This window comes from Cohnella rhizoplanae, from assembly GCF_948329515.1.
GTDB lineage: Bacteria > Bacillota > Bacilli > Paenibacillales > Paenibacillaceae > Cohnella > Cohnella rhizoplanae.
In genome coordinates, this window is sequence record NZ_CAOJCN010000027.1 from 1 (window position 1) to 20,128 (window position 20,128).

Consider the following 20,128-nt stretch of genomic DNA (forward strand, 5'->3'; position numbering starts at 1 on the left):
ACATTTTCTCTCCGGCGCCATTAAGCCGATAAATATTGCGATTTAGGGAGAGAACCCCGGGTTTTGGACGAAAGTGTCCAAGGTTAGGGGGTTGAACCGAAATTGCACTTATCGGCACCGTCAGAAGCGTCGCAGATGCGGCGTTAGTGTCCAATTGCGCTTATCGGCACCGTCCGGAGCGTCGCAGATGCGGCGTTAGTGTCCAATTGCGCTTATCGGCACCGTCCGGAGCATCGCAGATGCGGCGTTAGTGCCCATTTGCGCTTATCGGCATGGCGTTACGCGGTTTTTCCGTGTAACTACGCTCTTCGGCGCAGCCTTATCTCCAGAACCTCCGGATTTTATACAAAATCGCCGTTTTCCCGCATTATCCGGAGGGGCTTCCCCGGGTTACGATAGTCATGCAAGCACTTACAACGAAGTTCTATAGGGGGTCTACCAAAGTGAATCACTTGCTCACGAAAAGCCGCGCCGCCGGCGCGCTCTCGCTGCTCCTGCTCTCGGGCGCGCTCGCGGCGTGCGGCGGCAACAACAATGAGAACGGCGGCGCATCGCCGTCCGCATCGTCTCCCGCCGCAAGCAGCGCAGGCGCATCGTCCTCCGCTCCGGCCGCCAGCGCCGATCCGACGCAGCTCAGCGGCACGGTCAAAGTATGGGATTGGGACGAAGCGTTCCAGAAGGGCATGATCGCGGAGTTCAACAAAAAGTACCCGAACGTCAAAGTCGAGGTCACCGTCGTCAACCCGAACGACTACCTGCAGAAGCTGCAGAGCGGCATCGCCTCCGGCTCCGACGTGCCCGACGTCATCCTCGGCGAATCCGCGTACCGCGGCAAGCTGTTCGACCTCGGCGTACTCGACAATCTCGAAGGCGCGCCTTACAACTTCGACAAGAGCACGGTGCTAGACTTCACCGTTCCGTACATCTCGAACGGCAAGGGCGAAGTCATCGCGGTCGACCAGGCGATCACGCCGGCCGGGTTCGCCTATCGCCGCGACCTCGCCAAAGAGTACTGGGGCACCGACGACCCCGCCGAGCTGGAGAAGCTGATCTCCACCTGGGACGACTTCATCGCCAAGGGCAAGGAGCTGAAGGACAAGAGCAGCGGCAAGGTGCTCATGCTCCCCGGACTCGGCGACGCCTTCATCCCCCTGAAGGGCCAGCGCTTCGCGCCGTACGTGAACGGCACGGAGATCGATCTGACATCCAAGGTCAAGGAGCCGCTGAACCGTCTGTTCGAGATGCGCGACGCGGGCATTCTGGGCAAAAACGAACTGTGGACGCCGGCCTGGTCGGCCTCGATGGCCAAGGGCGAATTCATGTTCTACCCGATGGCGCCGTGGGGTCCGAAGTGGCATATCTCCGCCAACGATCCGGACGGCAAGGGACGCTGGGGTCTCGTCAAGGCGCCGGAGGGCGGCTTCACGCGAGGCGGCACCGCCGTCGGCATCTACAAAGACAGCAAAAACAAGGAAGCGGCCTGGGCGTTCGTGCAATACGCCTACCTGTCGGACGAAGGCTCCGCCTATAACTTCAAGACGTTCGGCAACATGACCGGCTCCAAGTCGTTCTACGAGACGCACAAGGACCTGATCGAAGCGCCGGGACCGTACGACGAATTCTTCGGCGGCCAGAATCTGGCGAAGTACTTCATGGAGAAAATCGTCCCCGACATGAAGGGTGAGCCGCAGTCGAAGTACGACTCGGTCGTCGACGGCGTGTTCAACGCGCTTTACCCGCTCTGGACCAAGGATACGTCGGTCACCGCGGACGCCGCGCTGCAGAAGTTCATCTCCGAGACGAAGAACAAAGCGTCCGACGCGACCGTCAAGTAATCTACAGAATAGAGGGATGAACGTGAACGCGGAACAAAGCCTCCTACCGGCCGCCGCCACCTCCGCCGCATCCCGCAAACGCAGATGGGGGCCACATTTGTGGCCCTATCTTTTCGCGCTGCCGTTTGTGCTGACCTATGCGGCTTTTCAACTGTATCCGGTCCTCTACTCCTTCGTGCTGAGCCTGCATGACTGGAACGGCATCGGCGAGAAGACCTATATCGGCTTCAAAAACTACGTCCAGCTGTGGACGAACGATCCCTTGTTCATCAAGTCGCTGTGGAACACGCTGATCATGATGCTCATGTTCATCCCCCTGACGCTGATCCTGGGCCTCACGCTCGCGTACTGGACGTTCCAGCTGACGCGGGGCAAGCGCCTGTTCCAGACGATCAACGTGCTGCCGTATATCACGACGCCCGTCGCGATCGGCTTCATCTTCTCTTATCTGTTCGACTGGCAGACCGGGCTCGTCAACCTGCTGCTGACGAAGTTCGGCTGGCTGCAAGAAGGCTTCTATTGGCTCCAGGACCCTTGGGGCTCCCGCGCGATCATCGCGCTGATGGTCATCTGGCGCAATCTCGGCTACTTCATGATCATCTACATGGCCGGCATGACGGTCATTCCGCAGGACGTATACGAGGCGGCCAAAATGGACGGCTCGACGGGCTTCCATACGTTCCGCAGAATCACGATGCCGCTGCTGCGCAACATCACCGTGTTCCTCGTCGTGACGTCGGTCATCGGCGGGCTGCAGCTGTTCGACGAGCCGAAGCTGCTGTACGGCGGCTGGTCGGGCTCCGCGCAGGTCGGCGGACCGGACAATACGGCGCTTACTGTCATCTGGAAATTCGTGGACGAATCGTTCATTTCCAATACGCGCTTCGGGTACGCCTCCTCGATCGCCTACTCGCTGTTCGTCATTATCGTGTTCTTCTCGATCTTGAGTTACCGTCTGACGGCGCCGAAGGAGGATAAGCGATGAACGCGGCAAAAACAGCCAAAACGCTCATGTGGATCTGCCTGATCGCCATCTCGCTGCTGTCGCTGTTTCCCTTTTATATCATGATCGTCATGGGCACGCACTACAACGAGGACCTGTTCAAGGGCATTCCGATCGCGCCCGGCGGCTACTTCGCCGACAATCTGAAGACGGTCATGTCCGCCGACTTCATGGGCGTCTACCTCAACAGCCTGATCGTGTCGGTCTCCTCCGTCGTCCTGGCGACGCTGACGAGCACGCTGATCGGCTACGCGCTCGCGAAGTTCGAATTCCGGGGACGCAGGGCGCTGCAGACGTTCGTCGTCCTGACGATGATGGTGCCGACGCAGGTCGGCCTGATCGGCTATATCATCGAGATGCGCAACCTCGGCGTCGGCAACACGCTGTGGCCGGTCATTCTCGTGTGGGCGGCGTTTCCGTTCGGCGCGTTCTTCATGGTCCAGTTCATCCGCGATTCGATCCCCAACGACTTGCTCGAGTGCGCGCGGATCGACGGCTGCTCGGAGCCGGGCATCTTCGTCCGCATCGTGCTGCCGATCATGAAGCCGGGCCTCGCGACGCTCGCCACGCTCGTCTTCCTCTGGTCGTGGAACAACTACCTGCTCCCGCTCGTGACGATCAACAAGGCGGACTGGTACACGCTCCCGATCTTCATCTCGAACCTCGGCATCGTCCACCGCACCGACTACGCGGCGCGGATGCTCGCGCTGACGCTGACGACCGTGCCGGTGCTGATCCTGTTCGTCCTCGGGTCGAAGACGTTCATGAAGGGGTTGACCGCGGGGGCGGTCAAGGGTTGACGGCATAGCCGTTGAGGCTGGCAGGCGCAGGGTGCCATGCGCCGCAGGTTGGGCTGGCACGCCGCGGGGTGCAGTGCGCAGCAGGCTGAGGCTGTCACGCCGCAAGGTGCAGTGCGCCGCAGGTTGAGGCCGTCGACGACGATAACTGCATTTATGCCGTTATTCGCGTCGGATGGCCTCTTCCTACACCGGATAGCTGCAAAAACGCAGCTAAACCGAGCTCAAGGGCTACTCCACAGGGCGTTTCGGATCAATTAACTGCATATTTTCTGCTACCTCGGACGGCCTGTCGGACTCGGCTCAAAATAGCTGTAAAAATGCACTTATCACCCCCTTCCTGCCTCCGTGATACGTGTCTGCGAGAGGCCGAGAATACGCAAAAAAGCTTGATGTTACTTAGTGGAACGGAGTGTTGCGGCGATGCGGAGGAACGAACGACATATGAAGCTGGACGGGGAATGGCGGTTCCTGCTCGATCGGGACGATCGCTACGCGGATGCGCCGCCGCCGGACGACGCCTTCGGCGAAGGAAACATCCGCGTGCCCGGCTCTTGGGAGGAGCAGGGCTACGGGGACGAGCCGCCGTACGGCCAGATCGATACGTGGACCAAGGTTCGCGAGTACGAAGGCGCGGCATGGTACCGGACGACGTTTCGCATAGGGGACGGGGAAGCGCGTGCGGACGCCGGATCGGCGGCAGCGATCGACGCGGAGGGAAGCGGCACGAAGGGCATCGGCACGGGGGGCATCGGCACGGGGGGCATCGGCGAGTCTGTCAAGACGGCGGACGGCAGCGCGACAGCGGCTGGCCGGTCGGTCGGCGAACCTGACGGCGCGGCGGACGGCCTGTCCGAGGCGTTCTGGGAGCTGACGATCGCGGGCGCGCGCTGGACGACGCAGGTCTGGTTGAACGGCGCGTACGCGGGCAGCCAAGACAGCCTGTCCGCGCCGCACGCGTACCGGCTGGACGGCACCGTCCGTCTCGGCGTCAACGAGCTGGACATCCGCGTGGACAACCGGATGCGATTGCCGCTGTCGGACAGCCATATCCATACGCGGCATACGGCCACCGCATGGGGCGGCATCACCGGCGGCGTGCGGCTCCGTCGCCTCGCCCGCGCGCGCGTCGAGGCGATCGCGATTGAACCCGAACCGGAAGCCGGCGTCTTCCGCTGCCGCGTGAGGGCCGGCGGCGAGATCGCGGCGGGCGACACGATCGTCGCGACGTTCCGAGCGCCGGACGGCGGGATTTTCCGGGCATCGGCGGAGCTATCGCCCGCAGGCCCCGTTCGCAGCCACGATAGCCAAGGCGGTCACGGCGGTCACGGCTGGCGCGGCGATGGCGGCGGTCACGGAAGCAGTGGCTGCGAAGTTGCGGAATTCGCCGCCGAGTTGACCTGCGCGCTCGGCGACGCGCCAGCCCTCTGGAGCGACGCCCGGCCGCTGCTGTACGAGGCCGAGTTTGCCCTAATCCGAGACGGCGAGACGCTGGACCGTAAGACGCGTCGCACCGGACTGCGGCGTCTGACCGCCGACGGCAAGCGGCTGCTGTTGAACGGGCATCCCATCTGGCTGCGCGGCTACGTCGACTGCTGTATTTTCCCCCTGACGGGCTATCCGGTCTGGGACAAAGCGCATTACGAGCGCCAGTTCCGCATCGCGAAGTCGTACGGCTTCAATCACGTGCGGCTGCACGGGTGGACGGCCCCCGAGCCGTTCTGGGAAGCTGCCGACGAAGCCGGCATGCTGGTGCAAACGGAACTGCCTCACTGGTCGGCGTACTATCAACCGCGCGAAGCGACGCCGCCGGCGGACGTTGACGCCTTTCTCGAATCCGAGCTGCGACGCATCTACGCGCAATTGAACGCGCATCCTTCGTTCGTCCTGTTCGCGCCGGGCAACGAGCTCGCTCCCGACAACGGCCATCCGCGGCTGAACGAGCTTGTCCGGCTGGCGCGCGAGCTGGATCCGACGCGGCTGGCCACGGATAATACTGGCTTCGGGCAGCTGCCGGAGCAGGACCGCGAGGGAGACTTTTTCATCCCCTCGTTCAACTGGCACGTGCCGCTCAAGACCGAGGAGATCGCCATGCCCGCCACCGACCGCGACTTCTCCGCCGTCGCCAGGCTCAGCGCCAAGCCGGTCATCGGGCACGAGCACGCCCAATTCACGATGTACGCGCGGCCCGAAGAAAAGGAGAAGTACACCGGCGTCCTGCGTCCGACCTGGCTGGAGACGATCGAAGAGACGCTCGAAGCCAAGGGACTCGCTGCGCGCGTGCCCGAATGGATCGAGGCGACCGGCGTCCACCAGATCAGGGCGCTCAAGGAAGCGATGGAGCGGGCCCGGCGCACGCCGGACGCGGCAGGCGTACAGCTGCTGGATATCCGCGACTTTCCCGGACAGGGTCATGCGACGACCGGGCTGCTCGACGTATTCTGGGACAGCAAGGGGACGATCGCGCCCGAGCGCGCGCTCGACTTCAACGGGCCGACGGTGCTGCTTATGTCCTGCCCCGCCCGTACCCTGTTCGCCGGAGAGCGCATGCCGGTGCGGCTGCTCGTCTCCCACTACGGCGAAGCGCCGGTGCTGAAGGGTCGCGTCGCTTGGCGGCTCTCCGCCGGGGAGGAGACGATCGGTTCGGGAGAAATGGAAGTCGCGGGCCTGCGCGCCGGCGAGGTGGCGGAGATCGGCGTCGTACACGTCGGCAGCGGGCCGGAGCGGGCCGCCGCCCGGATCGCGCTCGAGGCAAGATGGCTTGACGATGGCGCGACGACATCCGACGCCGCGATCCGCAACAGCTGGTCGTTCTGGTCGTTCCCGCGTCCGAGACCGGCGGACTCCGACGCGACCGTATGGACCAGCGCGCCCGCCCTGAAAACCGTGCTGTACGGCGCGATCCATGAACCGAACGCGAGCTTCGACCCCCGCTTCGATCCCGCGCGGCGCGGCGTGCGCCTCGCCGTCGTCGAACGCCTGACGACCAACGTGCTGCAGCACCTCGTCGCGGGCGGCCGCGTGCTGCTGCTCGCCGGCGAGCCGGAGCTGTACGACGCCGTCACGACCAAGTACCTGCCCGTCTTCTGGAACTACCTCATGTTCTCCGAGCAGGCGGGCGGCACGATGGGCGCGATCGTCCGGGATCATCCGGCGCTCGGCGGATTCCCGCACGAAGGCGCATCCGACTGGCATTGGTACCACCTGCTGAACGGCACGCCCGCCATCTGCCTCGATGCGGCGCCCGGCATCCGTCCGATCGTCGAGATCGTGGACAACTTCAACCGCGCCAAGCGGCTCGCGGCCGTCTTCGAGGCGCGCGTAGGCGCCGGCCGGCTGCTCGTATCCACGCTGGCCTGGCGGACGCCCGCCGACTTCAAGCGCCCCGAATCCGCCTATCTGTTCGCGGAGATGTTGAACTATGCGCTCGGCGACCGCTTCGAGCCCGAGACAACGCTGACCGTCGGACAAGTGCTCGGCATGGTCCGTCTGCGGGGCATCCATTCTTTTCTATAAAACGGCACCTGCCGCTTCCCCGTAATTTAAGCTGCCGCCAGCCCGAGGCTGGCGGCAGTCGTTCGTCGGCGCGCCGATTTCCGCACAATTAGGGCTCCCCGCCCCAACTCCCCGTCTGCCGATATTCCGCCGGCGTCAGCCCGGTATATTTCTTGAACACCTTGTAGAAATAAGTGCTGTTGTTGTACCCCGTTTTCTGCGAGATCTCCTCTACCGAGTGCGGCGTGGCGGCAAGCAGCTCCTTGGCCCGCTCGACCCGGTATTCGTTCAAGTAGTCCGGCACCGACTTCAAGGTGAGCTTCTTGAAAATGCGGCCGAGGTACGCGGGAGACATATCGAGCATTTCCGCGATCTTGTACAGCGACAGCTCCCGGTCGGCGTACTGCTGCCGGATGATGTCGTCGATCGAGGCGATCAAGTTATCGTGCTTCGCATTGTTTTTCTTTTCCCGGAAGCCCTGGCACAGCTGATCGATCAGCTCGCCGAAGTGATCGCGGACGTCCTGCAGTGTCTCCAGCTGGTGCATCCGCTGGACGAAGGCGCCGAAGTCGTAGTCGGCCGCCGCGCCGGAGCCCTTGTCCATATAAGCCGTCGCCGAGCTGATCGAGAAGGCCAGCTGGTTGAACAGCATGTTGTAAACGAGATAAACGGGCGGATCGACGCAGCGGACGATCTCGTCGAACCGCTTCCTGGCTTCCTCGGCTTTGCCCAGCTTGAGCGTCTCCAGCATGTTGTGCTCGAGCGCCGCAGGGTAGATGAACGCCGCGGTCGCCTGCGGTCTGTGCTGCCGGCCATGCAGGATGCAGCGGTGGCCCTCTGTGAATTTAAACTCCATCTGCAGACGCGCCTCCTCGTACAGGTCCGACACGCCTGCCAGACCGTCGCCGATCCGACTGACGGACGCGGACAGGGACAGTCGCAGGTACCGTTCGGCCGCATCCTGCACCCGCTTGACCGCGTCGCAGATCGCCGTCTCCGCGAGCGCGCCGCCGTTCGCGAGCACGGCGATCGTCCGCTCGTCCATATCGATGCATTCGCGGACGCCGCCGATGCCGGAGAAGCATTCGGAGGCGATATTCATGACGCCATACTTTAGCAGCACTCTGTCGTTGAACGGATATTGGCCGGCGAACGCGTCGAACCGGTCGATGACGAACAAGACGACGACAAAATCGCCGGCAGGGTCGAGCGCGATATCAAGCCCCTTCATTTCCGATTCCAGGTTCGGCTGCCATCGGTGTCCGCCGTGACGCAGAAGCTGACGCATGAAGTTCTGCTTGAGCTGGTAGTCGTGGTTGCGCTTCTCCTTCATCAGCGCGTTGAGCCGGGCGAGCACCTTCTCGATCGGCTTGTACAGCGATTTGGACAAGAAAAAGGACACGCTCAATCCCAGCAGCAGGATAACGAAGCACACGATCAGCACGGTCTTCTTCATCGCGTCGATTTTCCCCATGATCGTGTCGTAAGGAAGCACGCGCATGAAGATCCAACCGGTCGCCTCATGCTTGGAATAGACGACGAGCGAGCGGGCTCCCTCTACGTCGCCGACGAAGTAGCCGGTCTCGTGCGTCGAAGAGCCGCTTAAGGCTTCCTTGACATAAGGCTTGTCGCTCAAATTTTCGAGAAACGGAAACGTCTCGGTGCTGGTCACGAGCGTCCCCTTGCCGTCGACGACGAATGTCGACCCGTTCTGGTTGCGGTCCAGGCTCGCGATCGCGTCCTTCATCCAGCTCTCGGGCACGTTCAGCATGACCATATTATCGATATCGCGGGACGCGCCCTGCAGGTCGTAGAAGACGAACGTGTAGACGTTGGCCGTCTTCGGATCCTGGAACCGCGTCGGGACCGGGAGGATCCGCGGGATCGGAGCGAGACGCTGGTAATCGCCGAACCGCTCGACCAGACTGCGCGCATCGGCATCATAGAAGTCGCTATACGCCTGCACCGCGTTAACGGACGACTTGGAGGCGGTATAGAACGTTTTTGAGTTCCTGCTATAAATGTAGATCGAGTGGAAGGAATAGTTCACGTTCAGATAGGTATTAAGCCGGTTCAGTGCGGTGCTCGTCTCCATGAGGGTGCCTGGGGACGCATAATGAAGCAGCTTGTCCAACTGGGGATCGGCATAGATCTGCAGCGCGTAGTTGGTCGAGTAGTCGATCATCGACTTGGCGCCGTAGCTCGTCTGGGCCAGGCTGCTCTTCTCCGAGGCATAGATGTTGGACAGGGCGATCTTCTCGAAGCTCGTGTACAGCGCGAAGGACAACGTCGCGATGGTGAGAACGATGCACACGCAAAACGAGAGAAAGATCTTGGCGTAAAGCTTGTTGGAGGTGCGGGCCTCGGCGGGATTCATCGGGCAGTCCAGGCTCCTTCGTCGGGCGGGATATTGCTCATTATTATAATGAATAACGCGGATACAGGTAAGGGAAGGTGCAAAAAGTGTAGCGCAAATGCAATTCGTATAGCGCCTTTACGCAAAAAAGTAGAGTCGATTCGCCGGTTTGTTAAGTATACGAAGGGCCCTTGCCGCGTCTAGTATGGAATCAGGAAATCGATTGTCCCCTGCAACGGACGGACGGAGGGCTTCATGGAGAGAAAAGCGCAGATAGAAATGTATTCGTTTCAGATCATCGGCTATGTCTTGATCACGTTGTTCGCGGCCTTGTGCCTGATTCCGTTTCTCATGATCGCGGCCGGCTCCTTCACGGAGGAGTCCCATATCGTGAAAAACGGATACAGCCTCTTCCCGAGCGCCTTTTCGTTAGAGGCGTACGCGCTCATCTTCAAAAATCCGAAGCAGATCTTCGGCGCCTACGAGATCACGCTGCTCGTCACCGCGGTAGGCACGCTGGCAGCGCTGCTGCTGACGACAATGACGGCTTACGTCCTTCAGCGCAAGGATTTTGCCATGCGCAACGCGTTTGCTTTCTACTTTTTCTTCACGACGCTGTTCTCTGGCGGACTTGTGCCCTGGTACATCCTGATCGTCAAGTACCTGGGCTGGAAAGATTCGGTGCTCGCCTTGATCGTGCCTTCCTTGCTCAACGTGTTCTATATCATCATCATGAGAGCGTTCATCAGCTCGACGATCCCCGACGCGATCAGCGAGTCGGCCAAGATCGACGGCGCCGGCGACTTCAGGATCTTCGCGTCGATCATCCTGCCGCTCAGCAAGCCCGCGCTCGCGACGATCGGACTGTTCATCGCGCTCCACTACTGGAACGACTGGTATCTTGCCACCCTGTTCATCAACAAGGAACACTTATATCCGCTGCAATACTTTCTCTATAAAATTCTAAGCAGCATCGCGTTCGCCAACTCGTCTGTGGCGCAGCAGGGCTCGTTCGTCGTCGACGCGCCGAAGGAGTCGTTCAAGCTGGCCATGACGGTCGTCGCGACCGGCCCGATCGTGCTGCTGTATCCGTTCGTGCAGAAGTACTTCATCCAGGGCATCACGATCGGCGCCGTCAAAGGATGAATCCGGCCGCAAGCCGGTTTATCGCATATAAACAATAGGATCTGAAGGGGTGCGTGCTTCAATGATGAAAGGATCGAAAGCGCTGATGGCCGCCGGGCTGGCGGCGGCGGTACTGGCCGGTTGTTCGTCCAACTCGGGTAGCAATTCCTCGGCTTCGCCCACGGCGAGCGAGAGCGGGAGTCCATCCGCAAGCCCAAGCGCAAGTCCGAGCGCGAGCGCGGCGCCGGAAGCGAACAAGCCGGATACGTCCAAAGAAGTGAAGCTCAAGATGTACCTGATCGGAGACGCGCCCAAGGATCTCGGGCTCGTGTACGACGAGGTCAACAAACTGATGAAAAAAGACATCAACGCCACGATCGAGCCGATGTTCCTGTCGTGGGGGGATTACGTCCAGAAGTACCCGCTGCTGTTCGCGACGGGCGAAGAATTCGACCTGGTCTATGCCGCCAACTGGAACAAGTACGGGGAACAGGCGAACAAAGGGGCCTTCCTTGAACTCACGCCGGAGCTGCTGAACACGTACATGCCGCAGACGATGAAGGAGATGCCGCCGGAAGCCTGGGAGCAGGCGAAGGTGAAGGACAAGATCTACATGGTGCCGTCCTCGTACAAAGGATTCTCCCATGTCGTCGTCGGCGTGCGCGGCGATCTGCGCGAAAAGTACGGCATCCCGGAGTTGAAGACGGTCGACGACTTCGAAAAGTATCTGGACGCCGTCGCTAAAAACGAGCCGAGCCTGGTCCCGTTCGATGCAGGCGCAAGCACCTATGCGACCGGAGATTTGATCATCAACACCAAGTTCACGCCCAAGCTTATCATCGGCAGTTCGGGCGTCTCGGTCGACCTGAAGGACCCCTCCGGCAAGCTGATCGACATCTCGCAGACGCCGGAATACATGGCATACGCCAAGAAGATGGCCGATTGGAACAAAAAAGGCTACTGGTCCAAAAACGCGCTGCTCAACAAAACGCCGATCAAGGACTCGTACCTGGCCGGCAAGAGCGCATCCATGGCCGGCAACCTGCTCGATATGAGTCTTAGCGTCGCGACCGCCAATCAGAACCATCCGGAATGGAAGTCCGAGCTGTTCGACCTGTACAACGGTGCGGCCACCTTCGTCAATCCGTATATCGGCGACGGCATGGCGATCAACGCTAACTCCAAAAACCCAGAGCGCGCGCTCATGGCGCTGGATCTGCTGCGCAACAATGAGGCCTACTTCAACTTGACGACGTATGGCATCGAAGGCAAGCACTATAAAATGACGGCCGACGGCAAGGTACAGGAGCTCGGCGGCGCGGAATCCGGCTACAAGGCCGACTCCGGTTCGCCGTGGGGATGGAAGACGGCCGCGCTGTATAAACCGATGTCGGACCAGCCGCCGGAATTCAAAAAAATCCAGGAGGCCTGGACCAAGACCGCCGTCAGTAACCCGCTGCTCAACTTCGTTTTCGATACGACGAACGTGAAAAACGAATTGGCCGCGCTTAAAAACATCGCGGACCAGTACCGGACGCCGATCACGCTCGGGGTCGTGGACGATCCCGTCGCGGCGGTGAATACGATGAACGCCAAGTATAAGGAAGCCGGTCTCGAGAAGGTCGTGGCCGAGGCGCAAAAGCAAATCGACGCGTTCCTGCAGAGCCAAAAATAACAAGCTGAAGAGGACGGGAGAGACGCGGTGCCGCTAAGCCCGACGTCTCTCCCGTTTCGTTTGACTGGAGGAGATTACCTTGCACCCCAAAAGAATATGGCGCGACCTGCGCAACAACCGCACGCTATACTGGATGATCCTGCCGTCCGTCGTGTTCTTCTTCGTGTTCTGCTATTTTCCGATGGCCGGCATGATCGTAGCTTTCAAGGGTTATTCGTACACGAACGGTATTTTCGGCAGCCCTTGGGTCGGCTTAGACAACTTTCAATTTTTCTTTCAATCCGGCAAGGCATGGCTCGTGACGAAAAATACGGTGCTCTATAATCTGGTATTCATGATCGTGAACAACCTGCTCGAAATCACGATAGCCATCGTCCTCTTCGAGCTGGCGGGCAAGTATTTCAAGAAATTTTTGCAGTCCGTCATCTTTCTGCCCTACTTTATCTCCTGGGTCGTTGCAGGCGCGATCGTCTACAACCTGTTCAACTATGAGTTCGGCGCGATCAATACGTTCCTCAAGTCGATCGGCGTCTCGCCGGTCAACTTCTACAACAATCCCGATCTGTGGCCGTATATTCTCGTTTTCTTCAGCGCCTGGAAGTCTGTCGGCTACGGTACCGTCGTCTATCTGGCGACGATCGCCGGGATCGACAAGGAGATGTACGAGGCGGCCAAGATCGACGGCGCCAACGTCTATCAGCGCATCCTTCGCATCACGGTGCCTTCGATCGTCCCGACGATCGTCGTGCTGCTGCTGCTCAAGGTCAGCCAGATCGCCAGGGGCGACTTCGGCATGTTCTACCAGCTGATCGGCGGCAACGGACCGCTGTACGACAAGACGGACGTCATCGACACGTACTCGTTCCGCGCGCTGCTCGACCTGCAGGAGTTCGGGATGGCGGCCGCGGTAGGCTTGTATCAGTCCGTGCTCTGCTTCGCGCTCATATTGATCACGAACGAATCGGTCAAGCGGGTTCGCAGGGACAGCGCACTGTTCTGAGCAGTCGTCTTTCGTCTTATAAAAGGAGGTGATGCGAACGTCGGAAGATTGGAGTTGGCAAGGAATGGCTGGCTGCAAGAAACCGCAACAAAATCGACAAGGGAGCTGATCGTTGAAGATGATGGGTCAAGCATTGAAAAGAAGACTCGCGCTAACGATGGTATTCGTATGGGTGCTCGGCTGCTTCGCCAATTTCCCGTTCGCCAAGTTAACTGCCGCGTCAGCCGCTACGGCGTGGCCGGCAAGCGTATTATCCGGCAACAATATGCCTTTCCGGCCGGCCGACGGGCTCGTCACGACGCAGAATCCGCCGGACTTTAGCTGGCCGGCCGTACCCGGATCGGATCAGTATCAACTGCAGGTGGGCCGCAGCGCGTCCGTCGCCGATGCGGTGTACGATCAGACGCTGGAAGACAACTTTTACAACTTCCCCGATATTTTTGGCGCCGGTACATGGTACTGGCATGTCCGCTATCATACGGACGCCGATGGCTGGTCCGAATGGAGCGACGCCCGCAGATTCCGGATCGAAGAGGATTACGTGGAATTCCGCGTTCCCTCTGTCGAATCGCTGATCAACAAGATTGGCACCACGCACCCGCGCATCTGGACCAACCCGACGACGCTTGACGAATTCAAGGAGTTGAGCACGACGCCGGGACCGGCGCAGACCTTTTACCAGGGTGTCTACAATGGCGTGATCAAGGACGTATTATGCACGCCGACGGCGGCGCAACCGAATAAATGCAAATTCGTCGAACCGATCTGGACCGCGACGACCAATGACCGAACGTCCCAAGAGTACATCGACGCGACGACCGCGATCCGCAAGTATACGGAGCCGCTGATGAGTAGGATGCTGAACGCGGCCTTCGTCTATTTGATTACGGATAACGCCGAGGTTGGACAGTACGCGAAGGCAAGACTGCTTGAAGTCGCCGCCTGGGATCCGTTCGGGGCGACGAGCTACGAGCACCAGGATCAGGTGTTCCGCCTCATCGCGCTCAACAGCGCGATGGCTTACGACTGGCTTTACGGCATCCTCAGCCCGACCGAGAAGCAGGCGGTTCAGGATATGATCGACGTCCGCGCCTCTAAGATGGTGAGCGAGCTCGTCGACGAGCATCCGATCCAGAGTAGCCCGTTCAACTCGCACGGCTGGTCGGCGTTCGGATACATCGGCGTCATCGCCACCGCGATGCTGGGCGATCTCGAAGACGCCGACGACTGGTTCCGTAAGGTCGTGCCCGCTTACATCAACATTCTGCCCCCTTGGGGCGGAGAAGATGGCGGCTGGTCTCAGGGTACCGGCTACTGGCAGTGGTCCACCACGATATCCAAGCAATTCACGGATGTCTTGCTGAGCGCCAGCGGCTTCAACCTGTACGACAAAGCATACTCACGCAACGAGGGCTTGTATCCGTTGTATGCGTTTCCCAAAGGATCTACGAAAGGCATCTTCGGACACGACAGCCAATACGTACCCTCCGACCCCAGCGTGACCGTCTACAGCCGTCTCGCGCAGATGTATCAGGATCCCCGGCTGCAATGGGCGGCACAGGCGGTCGGCACGGGCATGAACGAGGCGCTCTACAACTACTTTTACGGAGACGACGATCTGGAACCGCAGCCGCCCGTGGACCTGCCGGACGCCAGATGGTTCCAGGACATCGGACTCGTGACGATGCACTCGGAGTTGTACGATCCGGACCGCGTGTCCCTCTACTTCAAGTCCAGTCCGTACGGCTCCTACAACCATAGCTTGGCGGATCAGAACAGCTTCATTCTGAACGCCTTCGGCGAATCGCTGGCCGTCGAGGCCGGCTTCTACGACTCTTACGGGAGCGTCCACGACAAGTACTTCGCGAAGCAAACGTTGGCCGCGAACGCGATCACGATCGACGGCAAACAAGGTCAAGCCTACGACAGTCTGGACGCGGACGGCAAGATCGTGAGCTTCGTCACGCACCCGGACTTCGACGCCACGACCGGCGCAGCCGCGCCGGCCTATGCAGGCAAGCTGACCGAAGCGAACAGGAGCATCGTTTACGTCCGGCCGGATGCCTTCGTCGTAATAGACAAGCTGAAGACGGCGAATCCGGCGGGTTCGAAGTTCGAGTGGCGCCTGCATGCGGACGACGAACTCGTCATCGACGAGGATCAATCGGGCGCGACGATCCGGAAAAGGGGGGCCGCGCTGAAGGTTCGCATTCAGGCGCCCACTGGGCTGACCGCGACGCTCGAAAACGAGTATCTCGACGAAGAAGGCATCGTGCGGAATCCGTTGGCATCCACGGCCTTCGCGGACAAAAGGCAGTTGCATGCGGCCTTTACCACGGCGCAGACGCCTGCCACCACCTTCGTGTCCACCATGGAGGCATACAAGAAAGGAACGACGCCTGCGGAGGTCGCGTCCGAAAACCACGGCACCTATGAGAAGCTGACGTTCGCGGACGGCTCCGTCGTCTACGCTCGGCTCGCGGAGAGCGGCGAGATCGACGCCGGCACCATCAAGTTCGACGGCACGGCCGCCGCGGTGAAGGGCGACACCGTCCTGCTCGTAGACGGTACGAAGCTGGTCAAGGACGGCGTCACGGTCATTCAGAACGACCAGCCGGCGACGGTCGTATACGGCGATGGCCGGCTGTCCGTGTCCGGTCCATCGGATACGAAGGTCAGCCTTCATGCGCCGGAGGTCGCGCGTCTGCGCGAGGCGGACACCGGCACGGACATCCCTCAGGGCGGCGCCGTGACGGAGACTGTCGGCCTGCGCGGCATGCAATGGGATAAGTCCGGAGACACGATCACCCTTCACGTCGAAAAAGGCCAACGCGCCTTCAAGCTGAACGACGCGCCGATGCCGCATTCGATGGCGCCGGTCACCGTAACGACCGAGATCGACGGGGAGCAAGCAGAGAAGACGCTGCAAGTATACACGGATACGGAAGGCGTGCCCGTCGCCTGGGGCAAGCTCGGCAACACGCCCGGTCTGTACCAAGTGATAGAGGTGCCCGAGGGCTTTGTTTTCGATCGGCACGGCGCACCGAAGAACGTCTATCTGGAAGCCGACGCTTCCTTTATCATTCGCGGCGCGGTCGGTCCCGTGAAGCTGACCAGGGTCGGCGGGGATGACATCGCGCCTTCCGAAGTCTGGGCCGATCCGGAGGATGCCAGACAGAAGCTGTCCTTCGATTGGGTCGAAGCGGAGAAGTATACGTATGCCGATCCCGGCGTGACCACTTACACGACCCGTCCATTTTTGTCGGGCGGCAAGGGCGTCGGCACTTGGAGCGTGGTAGGCCAGCAAATCGACTGGACCTTGAACGTGCCCAAGGCGGGCACCTACGATCTGGTGCTTAAATATGTGGCGGGCTTCAATCTAACCGCCGGCCAGACCATCTCGACCCGCAGCATGATGATCGGCGGAGAGCCGACGGCGTTCGAGGCCCCGACGACGTTGGATGCGAACGGAAAGCCGGACTTTGGCACGCTGCCCGAGTATTGGCGCGGGCTCCGGATCAAGCTCGGGAAGCAGCTCCCGGAGGGTCCGGTCGACATCTCCATGTGGTACGACGTCGGCGCGATGAACCTGGATTGGATCGGCCTGATCGAACGCAAGGACGATGAAGTACGCCCGGCGACGCCCGGCGGTCTCCATGTCGTCTCGCAGACGGACACGTCGGCGACGGTCGCCTGGAGCGCTTCGACGGATAACGTTGCCGTCGACGGATACGCCGTGTACGTAGACGGCGTCAAGAAAAAGACCTTGCCGGCCGGCACGCTGACCGCGACGATCGACGGGCTCGCCCCCGGTAAGACGTACGCCTTCAAGGTGGAGGCGACGGACACGAGCGGCAACCGTTCGCAGCTCAGCGAAACGCTGAGCGTGACGATGGGAGACGACATGGCGCCTTCATGGGGCGAAGCTGCCTTGCGGCCCGTTCACCTGTTCCCGAACGCGGTCCGGCTGGCCTGGGATCCCGCGGCGGACAAATCGGGCGCGGTGGCCGCGTACGAAATCTACCGGAAGGACGCGGGACAGTCGGCCTCTACGAAGATCGCTACCGTAAGCGGCAGCACGTATGGCTACGACGCGATCGGTTTGCAGGCGGGAAGCGGCTATACGTTCCAGGTGCAAGCACTGGACGCGCAAAACAATAGGACGACGGACGGTCCGAGCTTGACGGTCACGCTGCCGCAAGCAGGCAGCTCCGGCGACTACTACGAATCGTTCGACGACAAGCCGATCGGCGATATGTTAAGCGGCAGCGGCTGGACGGTGGAGAAGAGAGCCGAGACGTCGGTCGCGATCGAAGCGCTGCCGGACGCAGGCGGCCAGGCGCTGGCGCTGACGGATCAATACCCGACGTCTACCGTTGCGAACGAAAGTCCGGTCGTGCTGCGGTCGAACGCAGGGATCGACGGCAAGGTCGCGTTCGAGACCAAGTTCATGTACAAGAAGGTGGACGCCGACAGCATCGGCAACTTCGAGCTGTGGCTGCGCGGCAACGGCAAAGACGTCGCGCGGTTCAACGGCTTCACGGACGGCACGGTCGGCTATTGGACCATGGCGGGTGGCACGCTCAAAAATGTCAGGATCCCGGGGCCTTCGCTCTTCCTGTTGCCGAACGACAAATGGATCACGCTCCGCGTCGATCTGGATACGGCGACCAAGACGTTCGACGTCACGTTCCAGACGGACGCGCTCAAGGACTATTCAGGATCCTCTCCTGCCGCTCCGGCAACATTGGACCGGACGACCGGCACCTATAAAGTCAGCGGCATTCCTTTCTACAACAATGCGACGACGACCGCCATCGATGCGTTCCGCTTCAGCACGTTCGCGTCGACGAGCAAGTTCCTGATCGATTACGTGACCTTGTTCAAAAACGTGCCGGTCGACGCCACGGCGCCCGCATGGGGAGAGACGGCCGCGCTCCGCGCGAATCAGCTGTTCCCGACGACGGCCAGACTGGATTGGGATCCGGCAACGGACGATTCGGGCAGCGTGCACGGCTATTCGATCTTCCGACAGGAAGCCGGGCAGTCCGGCTTCACGAAGGTCGCATCGGTGAGCGGCAGCACGTACGGCTACGACATGACCGGTCTGCAGGCGGGCGGCACCTATACGTTCCGAGTGCAGGCGACGGATGCGAAGGGCAACGAGTCGATCGACGGCCCGTCCGTGACCGCGACGCTGCCTGCCGCGGCGACGGGCGGCGACTACTATGATTCGTTCGACGACAAGCCCGTCGGGAACATGATGAACGGCGGCGGTTGGACGGTGAGCATAAGAGACGGAACGTCGGTCGCGATCGAAGCGCTGCCGGGCGCGGGGAGCAACGCGCTCCGGCTGACCGACAACTATGCGCCGTCGAATACGGACACGACGGAAAGTCCCGTGGCGCTCCGTTCGAACGCGGCGCTCGCGGGCAAGCTGACGTTCGAGACGAAGTTCATGTTCGGCAAAGTGAACAGCGACATCGGCAACTTCGAGCTGTGGCTGCGCGGCGGCGGTAAGGACGTCGTGCGCTTCAACGCCTTCTCGGACGGCACGTTCGGATACTGGAAGCCCGGCGGCGCGACAGCGACTGCCGTCAAGATTCCGAAGGCCGCCGGCATCCAGCTGCCGCGCGATAAGTGGGTCACGCTTCGGTTCGATGTGGATACGGAATCGAAGACGTACGACGTCACCGTACAGACGGATGCGCTCAAAGATTACGCAGGCACGGTGGATGCGCCGGGCACGGTGGACGCTGCCGCCGGCATCTATCGCGCGACTGGCATTCCGTTCTACAACGGCACGGCGTCCTCGGTCGACGCCTTCCGGTTCAGCTCCTTCAGGTTCACCGGTATGTACACGCTCGACTACGTGACGCTGTACAAGAAGGCCGAGACGCAAGCAGACGCCGTCAAGGTCTCGTTGAAGGACAGCGCCGGCCAGCCGCTTAGCGGGGCCGTCGTGTCGTACTATGACGGCGGCTGGAAGGACTTCGGCGTCACCGGCGCCTCCGGCTCGGTCAGCAAGTCCCTGCCGGACAAGAGCTATTCCTTTGCGGTATCGTATGAAGGCACCCGCAGCCAAAAGGAGCAAAATACGGGAGATAACGCGAACGTCGTCTTCCAGACGAAACGCGTCAAGGTACAGCTCAAAGACAGCGCAGGCCAGCCGCTCGGGGGCAGCGCTACGGTCAGCTATTATGCGGACGGATGGCGGACGTTCGGCACGACGAACGACGGCGAGGCCGGCAAGGAGCTGCTGCCTGGCAACTATACGTTCAACTTATCGTTCGAAGGCGCCTATCAAAGCAAGGCGCAGGATGTCGGCAACGACCCGAACGTGGTTTTCCGGACGGCTAGCGTCAAGGTGCGGCTGGAAGACAGTGACGGCGATCCGCTGGACGGCGGCGAAGCAAGCTACTATATGGACGGCTGGCACACGTTCGGCGCCTTGACCGGCGGCGAAGCGACGAAGGAACTGCTGCCCGTGAACTATACGTTCAGCGTGTCGTACGAGGGCGCAAACTTGAGCAAACAGCAGAACGTCGCGGCGAATGCGACCGTCGTTTTTCAGACGTCGAACGTCGCGGTCCGGCTTGAGGACGGCCAAGGGAATCCGATCGCAAGCGGCGAGGCGAGCTTCTACGCGGGCGGCTGGCGAACCTTCGGCACGACGGACGTCGGCGGCGAAGCGCGCAAGAAGCTGCTGCCCGGCAACTACACGTTCGCGATGACCTATGACGGCAAGATCAAATCGCTCACGCAGGATACGTCGGTCTCGCCAACGGTCGTTTTCGAAGCTTAACGCACCGCAAATACAAGAAAGCAGCCTCCGCCAGTCG

Annotated in this window: 9 protein-coding genes; 8 read left to right on the forward strand and 1 reads right to left on the reverse strand. The window is 61.0% G+C overall.

The annotated features are described in order from the left end of the window. Window positions 1-443 precede the first annotated feature (443 nt). From PQG80_RS25325 to PQG80_RS25340, 4 genes are all read left to right on the forward strand, one after another. Window positions 444-1,835, forward strand: coding sequence for an extracellular solute-binding protein (locus tag PQG80_RS25325; protein ID WP_271754478.1), 1,392 nt, complete (start codon window positions 444-446; stop codon window positions 1,833-1,835). Window positions 1,836-1,932: 97 nt separating this feature from the next. Further along, complete coding sequence (locus PQG80_RS25330) at window positions 1,933-2,820, forward strand: carbohydrate ABC transporter permease (protein ID WP_271754479.1); 888 nt, start codon at window positions 1,933-1,935, stop codon at window positions 2,818-2,820. Then, complete coding sequence (locus PQG80_RS25335; protein WP_271754480.1) at window positions 2,817-3,638, forward strand: carbohydrate ABC transporter permease; 822 nt, start codon at window positions 2,817-2,819, stop codon at window positions 3,636-3,638. Before PQG80_RS25330 ends, PQG80_RS25335 begins: the two co-directional genes overlap by 4 nt. Before the next feature lie 441 nt (window positions 3,639-4,079). Next, window positions 4,080-7,151 (forward strand): DUF8487 domain-containing protein, encoded by a 3,072-nt coding sequence (locus tag PQG80_RS25340; protein ID WP_271754481.1) that lies wholly within the window; start codon window positions 4,080-4,082, stop codon window positions 7,149-7,151. A gap of 88 nt (window positions 7,152-7,239) precedes the next feature. Here the strand turns inward: PQG80_RS25340 and PQG80_RS25345 are convergent, their stop codons facing one another. Next, complete coding sequence (locus PQG80_RS25345) at window positions 7,240-9,507, reverse strand: AraC family transcriptional regulator (RefSeq protein ID WP_271754482.1); 2,268 nt, start codon at window positions 9,505-9,507, stop codon at window positions 7,240-7,242. Window positions 9,508-9,741: 234 nt separating this feature from the next. Here PQG80_RS25345 and PQG80_RS25350 point away from each other — a divergent pair, with 234 nt between their 5' ends. The 4 genes from PQG80_RS25350 (at window position 9,742) to PQG80_RS25365 (ending at window position 20,091) form a co-directional block, all read left to right on the forward strand. Further along, window positions 9,742-10,632, forward strand: coding sequence for a carbohydrate ABC transporter permease (locus PQG80_RS25350; protein ID WP_271754483.1), 891 nt, complete (start codon window positions 9,742-9,744; stop codon window positions 10,630-10,632). Window positions 10,633-10,693: 61 nt separating this feature from the next. Beyond that, entirely contained in the window at window positions 10,694-12,286 is a 1,593-nt protein-coding gene (locus PQG80_RS25355; RefSeq protein WP_271754485.1) for an extracellular solute-binding protein, read from the forward strand. A gap of 79 nt (window positions 12,287-12,365) precedes the next feature. Further along, on the forward strand, window positions 12,366-13,286 hold the full coding sequence (locus tag PQG80_RS25360) for an ABC transporter permease (protein ID WP_271754486.1): 921 nt from the start codon (window positions 12,366-12,368) through the stop codon (window positions 13,284-13,286). Window positions 13,287-13,404: 118 nt separating this feature from the next. Then, window positions 13,405-20,091, forward strand: coding sequence for a fibronectin type III domain-containing protein (locus tag PQG80_RS25365; protein WP_271754488.1), 6,687 nt, complete (start codon window positions 13,405-13,407; stop codon window positions 20,089-20,091). The last annotated feature ends 37 nt before the right edge of the window (window positions 20,092-20,128 follow it).

Excerpts from the sequence above, each read along its gene's own strand:
- PQG80_RS25340 (WP_271754481.1), top strand. The coding sequence starts at position 4,080 with ATGAAGCTGGACGGGGAATGGCGGTTCCTGCTCGATCGGGACGATCGC.
- PQG80_RS25355 (WP_271754485.1), top strand. The coding sequence starts at position 10,694 with ATGATGAAAGGATCGAAAGCGCTGATGGCCGCCGGGCTGGCGGCGGCG.
- PQG80_RS25345 (WP_271754482.1), bottom strand. The coding sequence starts at position 9,507 with ATGAATCCCGCCGAGGCCCGCACCTCCAACAAGCTTTACGCCAAGATC.
- PQG80_RS25350 (WP_271754483.1), top strand. The coding sequence starts at position 9,742 with ATGGAGAGAAAAGCGCAGATAGAAATGTATTCGTTTCAGATCATCGGC.
- PQG80_RS25365 (WP_271754488.1), top strand. The coding sequence starts at position 13,405 with ATGATGGGTCAAGCATTGAAAAGAAGACTCGCGCTAACGATGGTATTC.
- PQG80_RS25335 (WP_271754480.1), top strand. The coding sequence starts at position 2,817 with ATGAACGCGGCAAAAACAGCCAAAACGCTCATGTGGATCTGCCTGATC.